Annotated in this window: 13 protein-coding genes; 11 read left to right on the top strand and 2 right to left on the bottom strand. The window is 43.7% G+C overall.

Going from position 1 to position 16,005, the window contains the following annotated elements; genetic code table 11:
* The first annotated feature begins 1 nt into the window (after position 1).
* Positions 2–952, top strand: coding sequence for a sulfate ABC transporter permease subunit CysW (gene cysW / locus Q0890_RS11105; RefSeq protein WP_299220798.1), 951 nt, complete (start codon positions 2–4; stop codon positions 950–952).
* A 101-nt stretch (positions 953–1,053) separates the two neighbouring features.
* Complete coding sequence (locus Q0890_RS11100; RefSeq protein WP_299220795.1) at positions 1,054–1,776, top strand: sulfate ABC transporter ATP-binding protein; 723 nt, start codon at positions 1,054–1,056, stop codon at positions 1,774–1,776.
* 102 nt (positions 1,777–1,878) lie between these two features.
* Here Q0890_RS11100 and Q0890_RS11095 read toward each other — a convergent pair whose 3' ends face one another.
* A complete protein-coding gene (locus Q0890_RS11095; protein ID WP_299220792.1) occupies positions 1,879–2,190 on the bottom strand; it encodes a helix-turn-helix transcriptional regulator in 312 nt (103 codons plus the stop codon).
* 623 nt (positions 2,191–2,813) lie between these two features.
* Here Q0890_RS11095 and Q0890_RS11090 point away from each other — a divergent pair.
* From Q0890_RS11090 to bfr (Q0890_RS11080), 3 genes are all read left to right on the top strand, one after another.
* The gene (locus Q0890_RS11090; RefSeq protein ID WP_299220789.1) at positions 2,814–3,005 is read left to right on the top strand and encodes a (2Fe-2S)-binding protein; all 192 of its coding nucleotides are present in this window, start codon (positions 2,814–2,816) and stop codon (positions 3,003–3,005) included.
* Between the two features lie 436 nt (positions 3,006–3,441).
* Complete coding sequence (gene bfr, locus Q0890_RS11085) at positions 3,442–3,930, top strand: bacterioferritin (protein WP_299220786.1); 489 nt, start codon at positions 3,442–3,444, stop codon at positions 3,928–3,930.
* 65 nt (positions 3,931–3,995) lie between these two features.
* Positions 3,996–4,478, top strand: coding sequence for a bacterioferritin (gene bfr / locus Q0890_RS11080; protein ID WP_299220783.1), 483 nt, complete (start codon positions 3,996–3,998; stop codon positions 4,476–4,478).
* Between the two features lie 181 nt (positions 4,479–4,659).
* Here bfr (Q0890_RS11080) and Q0890_RS11075 read toward each other — a convergent pair whose 3' ends face one another.
* On the bottom strand, positions 4,660–6,036 hold the full coding sequence (locus tag Q0890_RS11075; RefSeq protein ID WP_299220781.1) for a DHA2 family efflux MFS transporter permease subunit: 1,377 nt from the start codon (positions 6,034–6,036) through the stop codon (positions 4,660–4,662).
* A 287-nt stretch (positions 6,037–6,323) separates the two neighbouring features.
* On the opposite strand from Q0890_RS11075, the gene yghU reads away from it, so the two are divergent.
* The 6 genes from yghU (at position 6,324) to uvrA (ending at position 15,866) form a co-directional block, all read left to right on the top strand.
* Complete coding sequence (yghU, locus tag Q0890_RS11070) at positions 6,324–7,178, top strand: glutathione-dependent disulfide-bond oxidoreductase (RefSeq protein ID WP_299220778.1); 855 nt, start codon at positions 6,324–6,326, stop codon at positions 7,176–7,178.
* A gap of 338 nt (positions 7,179–7,516) precedes the next feature.
* Positions 7,517–8,737: a DUF1176 domain-containing protein gene (locus tag Q0890_RS11065; protein WP_299220775.1), complete on the top strand. Its 1,221-nt coding sequence runs from the start codon at positions 7,517–7,519 to the stop codon at positions 8,735–8,737.
* A 556-nt stretch (positions 8,738–9,293) separates the two neighbouring features.
* On the top strand, positions 9,294–10,925 hold the full coding sequence (locus Q0890_RS11060; RefSeq protein ID WP_299220772.1) for a DEAD/DEAH box helicase: 1,632 nt from the start codon (positions 9,294–9,296) through the stop codon (positions 10,923–10,925).
* Between the two features lie 205 nt (positions 10,926–11,130).
* Positions 11,131–12,375 (top strand): DUF819 family protein, encoded by a 1,245-nt coding sequence (locus Q0890_RS11055; RefSeq protein ID WP_299220770.1) that lies wholly within the window; start codon positions 11,131–11,133, stop codon positions 12,373–12,375.
* 161 nt (positions 12,376–12,536) lie between these two features.
* Positions 12,537–13,076: a redoxin domain-containing protein gene (locus Q0890_RS11050; RefSeq protein WP_299220768.1), complete on the top strand. Its 540-nt coding sequence runs from the start codon at positions 12,537–12,539 to the stop codon at positions 13,074–13,076.
* 231 nt (positions 13,077–13,307) lie between these two features.
* Positions 13,308–15,866, top strand: coding sequence for an excinuclease ABC subunit UvrA (uvrA, locus tag Q0890_RS11045; protein ID WP_299220765.1), 2,559 nt, complete (start codon positions 13,308–13,310; stop codon positions 15,864–15,866).
* The last annotated feature ends 139 nt before the right edge of the window (positions 15,867–16,005 follow it).

Below are 16,005 nucleotides of genomic sequence, written 5' to 3'. Positions count from 1 at the left end.
CATGCAAATATCTAATAGCTATGATTATCAGAGCAATCCTGCAACCAAAGACACGCCTTGGATACGGCGCACCTTTATTGCTGTTGCGGTTTTATTTATGATTGTTATGTTGGTCATACCACTACTGGCGGTGTTTTACGAAGCTTTTAAAAATGGCTGGCAGTTGTATATCGCCTCGCTCGTTGATCCAGAAGCCTTGCAAGCTATCAAGCTGACATTGATTACCGCGGGTATCGTGTTACCGATCAATATGGTGATGGGTATTGCGATTGCTTGGCTGGTCACGCGTTATCAATTTAAAGGCAAACAGCTGGTCACCACCTTACTTGATTTGCCATTTTCGGTATCGCCAGTCGTCGCCGGTTTGATGTTTGTGTTGCTATTTGGTCTGAACTCTACCGTTGGCGGCTGGCTTGAGAGCATGGGTTTTCAGGTAATTTATGCTGTACCAGGAATTGTATTGGCGACATTATTTGTCACCTTTCCATTTGTCGCGCGTGAGCTGATACCGCTCATGCAGACGCAAGGCGATAGTGAAGAGCAGGCCGCGCTTACTTTAGGCGCGAGTGGTTGGCAGACTTTTTGGCATGTCACCTTGCCAAATATCAAGTGGGCACTACTTTATGGCTTGATTTTGACCAACGCGCGGGCGATGGGTGAGTTTGGCGCTGTTAGTGTGGTATCGGGTCATATTCGCGGCGAGACCAACACCATGCCGCTACTGGTTGAGATTGCTTATAACGACTATAACTTTACCGCCGCTTTTGCTTTATCAAGCTTGCTTGCTGCACTTGCCTTAGTGACACTGCTCATACAACAAGTGATGACCAAGCTACAAGAGCGCAAGTTTGCCAAATCCGAACGACTAGCGGCTGCGCCTGAGCTACCAGTGAGCGCTAATGCCACCGATGCTACGACGTCACAAGCTGTCAATAGCTCAGGGAATGTATAGGTGACAGGGTCTAAAATGGTGATAGCCGACTTGAATACAATTAATACTGCCGCCCTCAAACAATTTGCCACGATAAGCAAAATATAAATAAAGGTACCATTATGAGCATCGAAATTCGTAACGTAAATAAAAACTTTGGTAACTTTACCGCCTTAGATGACATTAATATTACCGTTCCTACTGGGAAATTAACCACTTTGCTTGGACCTTCAGGCTGCGGTAAAACCACCTTGCTACGTATTATTGCTGGTCTTGAGTATGCAGATTCTGGACAGATACTTTTCGATGAGCTTGATGTGACCAATACGCCAGTACAAAAACGCCGTATTGGCTTTATGTTTCAGCATTATGCGCTATTTCGGCATAAAAATATCGCGGATAACATCGCTTTTGGACTGACGCTATTACCAAAGAATGAACGTCCTAGCAAGACCGATATCAATAAGCGTGTGGCTGAGCTACTAGACTTGGTTCAGTTACCGCAATTGGCGAATGCTTACCCACATCAGCTATCTGGTGGTCAGCGTCAGCGAATTGCGTTGGCACGCGCTTTAGCGGTTAAGCCAAAGTTATTACTGCTTGATGAGCCATTTGGTGCGCTTGATGCTAAAGTACGTAAAGAGCTACGTACTTGGTTAAAAGATATTCACCACGAGCTTGGCATCACCAGTATCATGGTAACGCACGATCAAGAAGAGGCACGTGCAGTATCTGATGAGATTGTGGTTATGAATCATGGCCGTGTAGAGCAGGTAGGTACCTCAGAAGAGTTGATTCATCATCCAACCAATGCTTTTGTTAGTGATTTTTTAGACTTAGCATAATTTATATTTGCCATAACAAACGTTTTAATAAAATATAAAAAAAGACCTAAATAATGTAGGTCTTTTTTTATTCATAAAAGATGCATATAGCAAAGCTGACTACTAACTGGCTTCTGGCTGGCTTTGTAGCGTGTTATAAGTAATTTCTAATATTTCTTGACACCACTCTGGTAAATCGTCAGCCACTTCATACCACATCCATGTACCTTCGCGTGAGCAACTAAGGATGCCTAGCTTTTTTAGATGGTTTAGGTGACGAGAAACTGTAGGCTGCGGTTGATCAAGCAGATCTACCAGTTCGCATACACAGCGTGACTCTTTATTAAATAAAATCTGGAACAACTTCAAACGAGTTGGATCAGACAGTACTTTAAATAATTCAAGAGGCTGCATAGCAAAATTATTGTCAGACATAGAGTATATTCCAAATAGATTGTCACACTTACTTATGAATTTTATTCATCTTAATAAGAGAGAAGTTGAGTAGTTAATAAAATAGATAATCCATTACCTAGTAGTATCCGATAACTTACTATCTAATCAATCGAGTCATTAAAACGCATTCATTTCGTAAAAGATTTGAAGCATAATTATATTGATCTTGTAAACAGAATCGACTTAACGTCAGCTAACCAATATCACTTCAGCTATGGTCCAAAATTGAGCATTCAGTTTATACATAAGTATACATAAATAATAAACTAAACGAACAATAAAAAACATTTAAGCAACTGAAAACAATAATAACATAAAATATATATTTATATACATAAAAATATCTTTTATATGCCCACTTGTCTGTATTTTAACACCGTTCATCGGCAATATATTAATATTTACGGATATATAAATATATTTTTCTATATTTTAATATCAGTAAACTTATTTTTTATGTTTGTGTAGCATTACCAACGCCTATTACTTAAGCGCACCAAATAAATCGTTATTGAAAATTGTTGTCAAAACAGTCATTGTAAATGGTAATAATTATCGTTATTATAAACAATACTAACTAGCTATAGTGATAGGAACAAACTATGTATGTATGTATCTGTAACGATGTAAAAGAGAAGCAAATTCAAGCGGCTATCGCTTCAGGAGTTGATACCCTTGAGGGTTTAAAAGACTCTCTTGATGTTGCTACTTGTTGTGGATGCTGTGAACCCATGGTAAATGACTATTTAAACGAGCATCATGCCAAACTCGATATATTGGCTTATGCGGTTTAAATGATGCAATTGTTATGCCAATGAAAAGCAAGTGTTTGATTAAAGACGGCTAATTGACATAAATAAGTTGTGAAGCACATTAGTTTCCAAAAATGAACACTTGGTAAGGCGTATGTAGTAACTTTCTACTACCTACTATTTCCCCTTTTTATCAACAATTCCAAATCATGCTTAAGTGTTATCTGCTTCTTTATAGTCACTCTTACAATGATGTTAGTTATTATTCTCAACTGACATCTTATTCCTAGTTCATAACGTTACACCCCTTATCCTGCCTTTGTGCTACTATATTTTACTAATGCTGTTAGATACTTTAGTCATATATTGGATATAGTTGAAGGTCAATAAACGACTGATAAATACATTTTTTTGTATTAATAGAACCATCTTAGAATAAATAAAAAATCGAATGAGTATAGGAATAGGAGTACGCGTTATGATAGGCAGCCAAAAAGTCATTGATTATTTAAATTTCTTACTGGGCGGTGAGCTTGCAGCCCGTGACCAGTATTTTATTCATTCAGAGATGTATGCTGAGTGGCATTACGGTAAGCTATATGACCGTATCCATCATGAAATGGAAGATGAAACTTTGCATGCGCAGGCCATTATTCGCCGTATTTTGATGCTCAGCGGTACGCCAAAAATGACCGTTAATGAGATTAAAGTCGGTAGCACTGTTCCTGAGATGCTGCAATATGATCTTGATTTAGAGTATGAGGTGCAGCAGCATCTAAAAGACGGTATTGCGCTGTGTGAAGAAGAGCAGGATTATGTGACCCGTGAGATGTTGGTTGAGCAGCTCAAAGATACTGAAGAAGATCATGCACATTGGTTAGAGCAGCAGCTACGCCTTATTGATATGGTCGGTCTGCCTAATTATCTACAAAGCCAAATGGCAGAGGTATCTCCTGATATTGTTTAACTTCATTATAGATGTAATGAATCACAATATTTAGAGTCAGTATTAAGAGGTTAGGGAGAAAGAATATGAAAGGGGATAAAGAGGTCATTCGCGCCTTAAATAAAGTGCTCGGACAGTCGTTGATTGCTATTAACCAGTATTTTTTGCATGCACGTATTGCCCGCCACTGGGGGCTTGAAGCATTAAACGAAAATTTTTATAAGCAATCTATTGCTGAGATGAAATGGTCGGACGATCTGATTGCGCGTATCTTATTACTGGGTGGCCTGCCAAACTTGCAAGATTATGGCAAGATGTTTCTTGCAGAAGATGTACCTGAGATGATCGAGTGTAATCTGCGTTTAGAAAGGCAAAAGTTTACTATTATCACTGATGCGGTTACCTTGTGTGAAACGCATCGTGACTATGTATCGCGCCAGCTGTTGGTCACTTTAAAAGATGGTAATGAAGAATATGACGATTGGTTGGAGACTCAAGAAGATCTGATACAGAGTATTGGGGTCGAGCGCTATATCCAATCGCAAATGCATGACGATGACGCGCTATAAGATGCTTAGCGTCTAACACTGCGTTAGTTTTATTGTGAATAGACTATTTTTGCCAGCCTGTCTTTGGATATATATCTAAGGACAGGCTGGCATTTTTATGTCTTATGTTTATGATTTTAAAGTATGCCGTTTATAGCACCCATAACATCGATGGGTTTGAGAGAGCTAGACATTACGGGTGTTAGTATAAACCGCGACCATCTTCAGGCTTGAGTCGTAAAAAGTATAATCCTGAGAGGATGGTTAACACGCCAAGTACCCAATACGTCGTTTGAAACGCCGCCAAAGTATCAAGCTCAAAGCGCTCACGCAGCAGGTTGAGCACCGCTGCCCCAAAAGCAATACCAAAGCTAATTGCTAGCTGCTGATTGACGGCCATTAGGCTATTACCACTACTGGTCTGCGCGCCTTCTAGGTCGCCGATAGTAATGGTGTTCATCGCACTAAATTGCATAGAATTACACGCACCCATCATGATGAGAAGAGGTATGAACCATAGCCAATTATCAGGGTTATCGAACTGTGCTAACACAATAATTAATAGGCCGATTAATAAAGTATTTAATACCAAAACCTTACGGTAGCTAAACCGCTGGATAATTTTACTGACCCAAGGTTTAATACCGATGGCTCCGATAGCAATAGGGGCGAGTAACCAACCTGCTTGTGATGGCGAGTACTCAAATACCACTTGTAACAATAACGGCAGTAAGAACGGCACAGCACTGATGCCCAAACGGGTAAATAAATTGCCTGTAATACCGATGCGAAAGGTGCGAATATCAAATAGAGTAAGCGGAAACAGGGGTGCTGCGCCGCGTTTAGCATATGCCACATAAGCGCCTAATAATACGCTTGCTGCTACAGCCAATAAGAGGCCATATATACCGCGCCCAACTTGCGAGCCAAATTCTACAGCAAGAGTGAAGCCGCAAGCTGCTGCTGCAAACAACCCAAAGCCTAGCCAATCAAGGCGTTTGGTGTCTTCAAACAAAGCGGGCACCAGCTTTTTACCCATGACAAACCCTAAAATACCCATCGGAATATTAATCAAAAATATCCAATGCCAGCTGGCATACTGAACAATATAGCCACCCAGCACTGGTCCCACGAGTGGCGCAACCAATGCTGGTATCACCGCAAAATTCATGACGGTCAGTAGTTTATTACGTGGATAAGACTTGACCAGTATTAAGCGTGCAACCGGCGTCATCATGGCGCCGCCAATCCCTTGAATCACCCGCGAACCTATCAAAAAGTCCAACGTTGGGGATGCGGCGCACAGTACCGAGCCGATAGAAAATATGACAATGGCAGTCAAAAAGATGCGACGTGTGCCGTATTTGTCAGCCAAAAAACCACTAATAGGGATAAAAATCGCTAATGTTAACGCGTAACTGATGACCGCCCATTGCATTTTAAGTGGCGACTCGCCTAGTGCTTGTGCCATTTGCGGTAGCGAGGTGTTTAGGATAGTAGCATCTAGGATCTGCATAAACAGCGCTACCGCTAACACATAGGGCAGGTATTTTTCTTGCGTTGGGGTTAGCGTTACCATGTCACTCTCATTGGATTTTTGATTTTAAGACAAGCAAAACGGCCTGTTAAGCGGTGCAAGCTGAGTAGTATAAGAAAGAGCGGCTCACAATAACAGTAAATCAAGGTAGTATTTTATAAAAGGTCATGTTTGAAGCGCTAGATTGATTACAAGAGAGGACTTTAATATACCGTTAATTTTTCGCTATAGTGAACCTTGGCTTGATGCTTACGTAAAAAATAGACAAAACACATGAGCTGATAAAACATCGATAACGTAAATTAATAAACGCAAATTAAGGATATATTATGAGTCAGGATAACAACCATTCTAACAACAATACTGACGAGCAGAACGCGGCTTACACACCGCCCAAGGTTTGGGTACAAGACAAAGACAACGGTGGCAAGTTTGCTAATATTAATCGTCCAACCGCAGGCGCGCGTTACGAGCAAGCATTACCTGTAGGCGATGCACCCCTGCAGCTATATTCACTTAATACCCCAAATGGTGTCAAGGTAAATATTCTTTTAGAAGAGCTGGCTGAGCTGGGCGTCAAAGGCGTCGAGTACGATGCCTATAAAATTGACATCTCTGAGGGTATGCAGTTTGGCTCAGGCTTTGTGGACATCAACCCCAATTCAAAAATACCAGCTTTAGTCGATCATTCTAATCGTGAAGCTGACGAGCCTGTGGCCATCTTTGAGTCTGGGGCTATTTTAATGTATCTGGCCGAAAAATTTGGCAAATTTATTCCTTTATCCTTAAGTAAAGCGCGTGCAGACTGCTTGTCTTGGGTCATGTGGCAGATGGGCAGTGCGCCTTTCTTAGGTGGCGGTTTTGGACATTTTTATGCCTATGCACCAAAGCCATTAGAGTATCCGATCAATCGCTATACGATGGAGGTTAAACGTCAGCTTGACGTATTAGACAAGCACTTAAAAGACCACAAATACATGGGCGGTAATGACGATGCCGATTACAATATCGCTGATATGATTATTTGGGCATGGTATGGACAGTTGGTGCTTGGCAAGCTCTATGATGCCGCTGAGTTCTTACAAGTGGATGAGTATGAGCATGTCAAACGCTGGGCACAAAATATCGCTGAACGTCCAGCAGTAAAAAAAGCGGTTGAGCTGTCATTAAAAGCCATCGTTTAAATAACTCATTATTGTCAATTTAATACAATTTTGATGATTGACGTTTTGTGGTATTCAATTCAATTATTATCTAATAGCGGCTCTTACATTGGTTATTTTTAGACATAATTTGTATTTTAGGTAGAAGAAAACAAAAAAGCCAATCAGCACCATATTGATTGGCTTTTTTGTTACTAACTGATTGAAATATTGATGATAAATGGTTTAAAGTTGTTTGCTTATAGCATTACATAATGATACATTGTAATAACAAATTGACACGTCAGTGGGCTAAGACAATAATTAGCTGTGGTCATCATGCTACAGTTTTATATTTCCTCTGTTGATGAGTGAGAGTTATGAAAGGTTTATTTTATAAGCCTATACAGTCAAATAGGACTGTGGGCAATACTGGTATGCAGTACAAAAATAATAAGAATAAATTGGCTTGGATAATGGGTACTTCTTGGGACAAAGCACATAGTAGCACCTCTTTAAAAAGTATTTTCCCTATGAATAATATAGCAGCGTCTACACTAGTAGCCATCAGTGCTATAGCGTTAAGTTCGATAAGTAACGCAGCGGTTGAGCTGACGCATCAAGACTGGCAAGTTGCTTGTGACAATACGCGTACTTGCCGGCTAGCAGGTTATCAAGCAGAAAATAGCGATTTTCCTATTTCTATATTACTCATGCGCCGTGCAGGTAGTGATGCTAATGTCATCGGTAAAATTAAACTTGGCGGAACCAAAGAGAGCTCTACCAAAGCGCTGCTACAACTGGGTAATCGCCACCGTATGTCGTTATTTATTGATGGTAAAGATTTGGGAGAAACCAAGCCTTTTTCGACAGTTGCAGGTGATGCCGAGCTTACCACCACCCAAGTTTCAGCATTGCTTGAAGCGCTGACCAAATCTAGTAAGATTGAGCTGGTCATGCGCAACTCGCGTTGGGAGTTATCTGATAAAGGCGCAACGGCGGTGATGATAAAAGCTGATGAAGCACAAGGGCGAGTAGGGACACCTAGTGCGCTAGTCAGTACCAATGGCACAAGCAAGTCTAACAGTAATGTACTACCACCCAAACCTGCTCCTCAACTGCGTTTAATAGTGCCTAACATCAGGGCCACATCAAGCCGTAAAGAGAAGTTTAGTATGAAGTCCTCACAGTTATCGGCATTGACAAAAGGCACCATAGCCAATGTAGAGACTGACTGCCCAAATTTAACAGACAAATCACCTTGGCGAATCAGTCGTCTGAATGGGTCACAATTGCTAATCCAACATAACTGCTGGATGGGTGCTTATAACGCGGGAACAGGAATGTGGGTAATCAATGATAAAAAACCTTATAACCCAGTGCTAATAACCACTGAGGCGACTGATTATACAAACGGGAAGATCAGCTCGGTACAAAAAGGCCGCGGTATTGGTGATTGCTTAAATAAAATTGATTGGATATGGACGGGTAAAAGTTTTGTAAAAAGTCATGAGAGTAGTACGGGGCTGTGCCGTATGATTGAAGCGGGCGGGGCATGGCAGCTGCCAACTTATGTGTCTGAGGTCAACACCCTGCGTTAAGCTCTACAGATTCATAAAACCCTGTTTTTAACTTGCAAACATTATGTTTTTGCCAATACATTAAAAAATAGGTATTGATAGCCGTTTCATTGTGCTATACTGCGTCGCCACGTTAGCATAGGCTCTCGTGAATTATGAGATTGATAACATCGCCTGCGATTTTGGGTCTAGGATTGACCATTAGTAATTGTTGCCGATGATTTTGTGTACTTAAATAACCTTGATAATATGTCAGTTATTTTTGACTCATATCTTATCTACTGACCCATGAGTATGGGCTAGATTGGTTGTTATTCGCCCTTATCTGCTTTGGATAAAGCATCGATAATGCGCTTGTATCAGACAAGGATAAGACACTCGGCACTACCACCAAAATACGTCAGACAGCACGCACGCATTTATTGTAGAGGCTCTAAGCTTTATTGGCTTGGCTTTTAATTATCGACACTTTTTTGTGTTTCGGTAATGGTTGATAAAAGCAGCGTGATGAACGGTTATCAGTGGTATGCATCAAGCTTGCTGAATGTGCAGCAACTTATACTTACCAAGGATTCTCATGACTGATATCTTATCTACCATCGCCGCTGAAAACGGCATCATCGAAAATACTGATACTGCAAATACCGACACCTCTGATACTGATAATCAAGCGGCTACTGCTGCCAAAGAAGATCAAGTTACCTTTACTGACCTTAATATTGCCAAGCCAATTTTGACGGCGCTTGATCGCGTTGGTTATACCAATCCAACTCCCATTCAAGCACAAGCCATTCCTTTTGCTCTGCAAGGCCGTGATTTATTATTGTCGGCGCAAACCGGTAGTGGTAAAACCGCCGCTTTTGTCATCCCAGTACTGGATCGTTTGAGCCGTGCTACCAGCTTTGATAAGCTCACCAAAGCCCTTATTCTAACGCCAACACGCGAGCTTGCCCAGCAAGTACATGATAGTGTGCGTACGTATTCTAAAGACATGCGCGGTCTATTTTGCGTGCCATTGGTTGGCGGCGCACCATACAACGGCCAGATCACAGCGTTAAGAAAAGGCGTACAGGTCATTGTCGCCACACCAGGTCGTCTACTTGACCATATCAAAGCAGGCCGTGTTGACTTATCAAACCTTGAAGTACTCGTGCTGGATGAAGCGGATCGCATGCTAGACATGGGTTTTGCTGATGACATTAGTGATATCTTGAGTGCGGCACCAACGGATCGTCAAACGATTATGTGTTCAGCGACTTGGGACGGCCCAGTTGGCAAAATCGCTGCAAGCTTCACTAAAAATCCTGAGCGTGTGTCAATCAAAGTTGAATCAGCACACATTGAAGAAAAAGTGTATTACTGTGATGATTTTAATCACAAAAATAGTTTGCTTGATAAAATCGTTTGTCAACCAGAGATGGATCAGATTATCATCTTTGCGGCGACCAAACGTAGTACAGAAAAATTGGCCAAATCGTTACAAGAACAAGGTCATAAAGCCAGCTTCCTACATGGTGACTTACCACAAAGTAAGCGTAACCGTATTGTGCAAGACTTACGCAATGGCAAGTGCAAAATCTTGGTAGCGACTGATGTTGCCGCCCGTGGTTTAGACGTACCAGCCATCTCACACGTCATCAACTACGATTTGCCGCGTCAAACAGAAGACTACGTCCACCGTATCGGCCGTTGTGGCCGTGCAGGACGTACTGGTGTGGCTATTAGCTTATGTAGCATGGATGATCGTCCACAGCTAAACGCTATCAATCGCTACTTGGATCGTAAGATGGAAGTCTGTGTCATTGAAGGCATGGAGCCAAAGAAAACTTATGTACCGAGTGAAAACAAAGGTAAAGGGCGTGGCCGTGGTCGCGGACGCTCTAACGGTGGTGGTCAAGGCCGTGGCCGTTCAAGCGGCGGTTATGCTGGCAAGTCCACCGGTGGTCGTTCAAGTGATCGCGCAGCGACTGGTCAACGCGCCAGCAACGACAGTGGCTATCAAGGCAAACCAAATGAGCGCTCAGGCGGCAAACCATACCAAGGTAAACGCAGTGGCCCTAACCGCGGTGACGGTAATAGCGCACCGCGCGGTGAACGTGCCGCTTCTGGTCGCGGTCGTCCAAATGGTAGCCAAGGTCGTCCAGCCAATCGTTCTGACAGCCGTGGTCAAGGTCGTCCAACTGGTGGCAACCGTGGTAGAAACTCGTAATAACGTTAGCTTTAACGGCTAATCACGGTTTATAGCAAAGCCGCTCATTTAGCCCTATAGTAAAGTTGTAAAAAGCCAGTTACGTGTTATCTGGCTTTTTTTGTGTCTATCCAATTTAGGGTTTGGTCAAATAGCAGCTTGCACCTATTTTTTGCCTTGTCTATACTGACAAACTTTGATAAATCGCACACTCCGGAGCCCTTTGATGCCCGCTACCTCAAGTTTTGCAATTGATAGTTTGCCACTAGCGTTTGGTATTATCATGGCCATTATAGGCTTGGTATTTTATACCCAAGGATTGCCCGGTAAGTTTTGGCGACGTTTTTATGCTGTATTGCCCGGTATCGTATTGTGCTGCTTTATACCGGCGACGTTGAATAGCTTGGGCGTCTTTGCTGATGGTATTGGCTCACAGATTTATGGCTTTACCGCTACCTACTTGTTACCAGCCAGCTTACTACTGATGACCCTGTCGATGGATGTGCCCAAGATATTGGGCTTAGGCTGGAAAGCCATCGCTATGTTTTTTGCCGCCAGTATTGCCATTATTATCAGTGGTCCGATTAGTTTGGGTGTGGCTCAGTGGGTATCGCCTAGTATGTTTGGCGATGATACGTTATGGCGCGGGTTTTCAGCAGTGGCGGGTAGCTGGATTGGCGGTGCTGCCAATCAGGCAGCGATGAAAGAATTGTTTGGGGTCAGTGATGATTTGTTTGGCATGATGATTTTGGTTGATACGACCAATGCCTCATTGTGGCTATTGGCTATCTTGGTCATGGCCAAGCACAGCGATAAGATAGATCGCTTATTAAGGGCTGATAGCAGTAGTATTAATAAAGTGATTGCAGCGGTTGAGAGCTACGAGCGTGACCATGCACGTCCAGCGACACTTAATGACCTCATGGTGATGTTCGGCTTATGCTTTGCTATGGTAGGAGTGGCACACTTTATTGGTGGGCAAATCGCAGGATTTTTTGCGCCTTATAGTTGGGCAGTACAATATAGCTTTGCCAGCAGCTTCTTTTGGATGGTTGTCATCATTACCATCATAGGGGTAATCTTTTCCTTTACCAAAGTTCGCCGGCTTGATCATGTGGGTGCTTCCAAAATCGGTACGGTGTTTATCTTCGTACTCATCGCAGCTATCGGTATGCAAATCAATCTGGCTGGCATCGTCTCACAGTGGCGATTGCTGCTCATTGGTCTGCTATGGATGAGTATTCACGTAGTGATTATCTTTGCTATCGCTAGGCTCATTCGTGCGCCGTTTTTCTTTTTGGCAGTCGGCTCCAATGCCAATACAGGCGGCGCATCTTCAGCACCAATTGTCGCTACCGCCTTTCATCCTTCCTTGGCACCTGTAGGTGTGTTTTTGGGTATTCTTGGTTATGCGGTCGGTACCTTTGGCGGTTATATCAGTACGCAGATGATGCGGCTGGTGGTGGGGTGAGATTAAAAATATCTCCGCAAGTTGCCAATACGTATCATTTCATAACAAAAAGTCGACTTAACTGTCGGCTTTTTAGTTATACCATCGTTGGTGAGATGTTGAACGATTGGTCAAAATCAATCTTCAAAGTTACAATAATGAGAATATATAAGGATAAAATTATGCAAGCAGCTTACAATCAAAAATTGCTTTCTGGTACCAAGTTTCCTGAGATGGAAGTACAGCTATATAATGGCGAGATGCAGTCATTGGGAAAACCGGCGCATGGTCATGATTGGAAACTGGTCGTTATTTATCGCGGTCAGCATTGTCCGATGTGTACCAAATATCTCAATGAGCTTGAGACTAGAAAAGCGTCTTTTTATAAGACAGGTGTCGATATCATTGCAGTATCTGGCGACAGTAAAGAGCAGCTAGAAAGCCATTTTGACGATATAGATATAAATTTCCCGATCGCTTATGGCTTGAGCGTCGAGCAAATGAAAACGCTGGGGCTTTATATCTCTGATCCGCGCTCAGAAAACGAAACCGATCACCCGTTTGCTGAACCTGGTATCTACGTGGTCAACGACAAAGGGGATATTCAAGTCGTGGATATCTCAAATAATCCTTTTGTAAGACCTGATCTTGAAATACTCGCAGAAGGTTTGGCGTTTATCAGAGACAAAGACTATCCCATTCGTGGTACTCATGATTATTAATAGTGATTAATAATTACGCGTCATAAGTTATAGACGCATCGACTGGTAAATAAATAGCGCGCTAAGGCCATCTTTAGCGCGCTATTTTTATGCTCTTTTAAGTGTCAAGTTATCATTTTGTCTTTCTATGCTATGAATACGTAAGCCCAGCCATAGGCTACAACCAAGGTATGTTAATCTCTGATGAATCAAATCTTATAATAACAATGAGTTAAGAGGAAAGACTGCGGTATGGTCAAGCACAATAACACAAACTCCCACGATCTCTATAGTACTCCCAATCATCAACGGAGCAGGCAACCAAACAACCACGTTCAAGTCCGAGGCGCACGTGTCCATAATCTAAAGAACGTCGACGTTGATTTGCCACGTGATGCGCTTGTGGTGTTCACGGGCATATCAGGGTCAGGCAAGTCATCGCTTGCGTTTGGGACTTTGTTCGCCGAATCACAGCGGCGTTATCTGGATTCAGTGTCACCGTATGCAAGGCGTCTGATCGATCAAGTGGACGAGCCAGATGTTGATGCCATAGAAGGCCTGCCACCCGCAGTCGCCTTACAGCAGCAACGCGGCGCGCCCTCTGTACGCTCCTCCGTTGGCAGTGTCACGACCATATCGAACGGCTTGCGGATGTTGTACTCACGAGCTGGCGAGTACCCAGCAGATCAAGACATGCTCTACGCTGATGCATTTTCGCCCAATACACCAGAAGGTGCATGCCGAGCGTGTTCGGGTATTGGCCGAGTGTTTGATGTGACCGAAGATTTAATGGTGCCTGATAGTACCAAGTCCATTCGTGAGCGGGCGATTGCGTCGTGGCCCGGCGCTTGGCAAGGACAAAACTTAAGCCGGATATTGACCACGCTTGGCTATGATATCGATACGCCGTGGCACAAATTGCCCAAAAAGTCTCGCGATTGGATTTTGTTTACTGATGAAACGCCAACGGTACCAGTCTATCCTGAATACAATATGACGCAAACGCGCGCTGCAATTGAAAAAGGAGAGAAGCCCAATTATATGGGCACGTATATCAGCGCCAAAAACTTTATTTTAAATGCCTTTACCACTACTCAAAGTCCGCGGGTCAAAAAACGGGTCTCGCAGTTTATGCAAATATCCGTATGCCCAGAGTGCCACGGTAAAAAGCTCAAAAAAGAATCGCTATCAGTAAAGTTTGCAGGGCTGGATATCGGCGAGCTGTCGCAACTTACCTTAACCGATTTGGCGCTAACGCTGGAAAAAACAGCGCATATAAAAATCGAAGATGACACCCCCAACCGCGAAAAAGCCATCGTCGCACAGCGGATCGCTAGCGACATTTTAACGCGTGTTGAGGCATTAACGAGACTGGGTTTGGGTTACTTATCGCTTGAGCGCACCACGCCGACCTTATCTCCAGGGGAGTTACAGCGTTTGCGTCTGGCCACCCAAATACGCTCGCAGCTGTTTGGGGTGGTATATGTGCTTGATGAGCCATCCGCAGGTCTGCATCCTGCCGACACGCAAGCACTACTCGGTGCATTGGATGAGCTCATCGCCGCTGGCAATTCAATGTTTGTCGTCGAGCATGATGTGAGCGTTATTCGTCATGCCGATTGGGTGGTCGATGTTGGGCCACAGGCAGGTACGCATGGCGGCAAGATTGTCTATAGCGGGCCTGTAGAGGGACTGCGACAGGTTGCTGCATCAACAACGGCGCAATATCTCTTTACCGATAAAGAGACGACACACAAACAACCGCTTAGAAAACCTAACGCTTGGCTAAAGCTTGCTGATATAGAGCGTAACAATATACAAGGGTTAAGTATTGAGTTGCCACTAGGGGTTATGAGCTGTGTGACTGGCGTATCGGGATCAGGTAAATCAAGCTTGGTCAGTCAGGCGCTAGTTGAGCTGGTTAATGAAGCGTTAGGAAAAAAATCCAGTGCAGATACGCCAGCGGATGAAGCGGATTTACTAGAGCAGGAGTTTGAGACGGTCACTAAAGGCAAAATCATTGCTGGCATGGACAAGGTCAGTCGCCTTATTGATATCAATCAAAAAGCCATTGGCCGTACGCCGCGCTCAAACCTTGCCACCTATACAGGGATGTTCGATGATGTCCGTAAATTATTTGCGGCAACGGCAGAGGCCAAAGCCTGTGGCTATGATGCGGGACGTTTTTCCTTTAACACGCCAAAGGGTCGCTGCCCCAACTGTGAAGGGCTGGGGTTTGTTAGCGTCGAGCTTTTGTTTTTGCCAAGTGTTTATGCGCCTTGTCAAGTCTGTCACGGTCAGCGCTATGATAATGACACGCTGGCGATTACTTACCGAGATAAAAACATCGCTGAAGTGCTGGATCTCACGGTAGAAGCCGCTTATGCGTTTTTTGACGGTGAGGCCTTGATATTACGTGCTTTAGATGCTCTCTTGCAAGTTGGCCTTGGCTACTTGCGTCTGGGGCAGCCAGCGACTGAACTGTCGGGCGGGGAGGCGCAGCGTATCAAGCTTGCCACCGAGCTACAACGTACCCAGCGTGGTGATACGCTCTATATCTTGGATGAGCCGACCACCGGTCTGCATCCTGCCGATGTGTCGATGCTAATGGCGCAATTGAATGCGCTCGTCGAGGCGGGCAATACCGTCATTATGGTTGAGCACGATATGCAAGTGGCCAGCAATAGCGACTGGATTATTGATATTGGGCCGGGAGCAGGGGATGCAGGCGGGCAAGTCGTTGCTCAAGGCACGCCTATTGAGGTGGCGCAGTCCAAGACTAGTCGTACCGCACCCTTTTTATTGGTGTAGTGTTATTAGTATTAATCAAACTAACAATGTCTTTAAAAAAGGTGTGCTGGATAAATAAGCAGTTGTCGCAGTATTTTCGACAACTGCTGCAGATGGTGAAAATTATCGAGTAGATCACTGCATTTAAGTAACTCAGTAC

The sequence above is a fragment of the uncultured Psychrobacter sp. genome (assembly GCF_947488565.1).
GTDB classification, from domain to species: domain Bacteria; phylum Pseudomonadota; class Gammaproteobacteria; order Pseudomonadales; family Moraxellaceae; genus Psychrobacter; species Psychrobacter saeujeotis.
Note: the sequence above shows the minus strand (reverse complement) of the source record. Positions and strands in the feature narration are given on the sequence as shown.

What these genes read in the sequence shown, in the direction of transcription:
- cysW (WP_299220798.1), top strand. Translation starts at nt 2, where the DNA reads ATGCAAATATCTAATAGCTATGATTATCAGAGCAATCCTGCAACCAAA.
- Q0890_RS11100 (WP_299220795.1), top strand. Translation starts at nt 1,054, where the DNA reads ATGAGCATCGAAATTCGTAACGTAAATAAAAACTTTGGTAACTTTACC.
- Q0890_RS11095 (WP_299220792.1), bottom strand. Translation starts at nt 2,190, where the DNA reads ATGTCTGACAATAATTTTGCTATGCAGCCTCTTGAATTATTTAAAGTA.
- Q0890_RS11090 (WP_299220789.1), top strand. Translation starts at nt 2,814, where the DNA reads ATGTATGTATGTATCTGTAACGATGTAAAAGAGAAGCAAATTCAAGCG.
- bfr (WP_299220786.1), top strand. Translation starts at nt 3,442, where the DNA reads ATGATAGGCAGCCAAAAAGTCATTGATTATTTAAATTTCTTACTGGGC.
- bfr (WP_299220783.1), top strand. Translation starts at nt 3,996, where the DNA reads ATGAAAGGGGATAAAGAGGTCATTCGCGCCTTAAATAAAGTGCTCGGA.
- Q0890_RS11075 (WP_299220781.1), bottom strand. Translation starts at nt 6,036, where the DNA reads ATGGTAACGCTAACCCCAACGCAAGAAAAATACCTGCCCTATGTGTTA.
- yghU (WP_299220778.1), top strand. Translation starts at nt 6,324, where the DNA reads ATGAGTCAGGATAACAACCATTCTAACAACAATACTGACGAGCAGAAC.
- Q0890_RS11065 (WP_299220775.1), top strand. Translation starts at nt 7,517, where the DNA reads ATGAAAGGTTTATTTTATAAGCCTATACAGTCAAATAGGACTGTGGGC.
- Q0890_RS11060 (WP_299220772.1), top strand. Translation starts at nt 9,294, where the DNA reads ATGACTGATATCTTATCTACCATCGCCGCTGAAAACGGCATCATCGAA.
- Q0890_RS11055 (WP_299220770.1), top strand. Translation starts at nt 11,131, where the DNA reads ATGCCCGCTACCTCAAGTTTTGCAATTGATAGTTTGCCACTAGCGTTT.
- Q0890_RS11050 (WP_299220768.1), top strand. Translation starts at nt 12,537, where the DNA reads ATGCAAGCAGCTTACAATCAAAAATTGCTTTCTGGTACCAAGTTTCCT.
- uvrA (WP_299220765.1), top strand. Translation starts at nt 13,308, where the DNA reads ATGGTCAAGCACAATAACACAAACTCCCACGATCTCTATAGTACTCCC.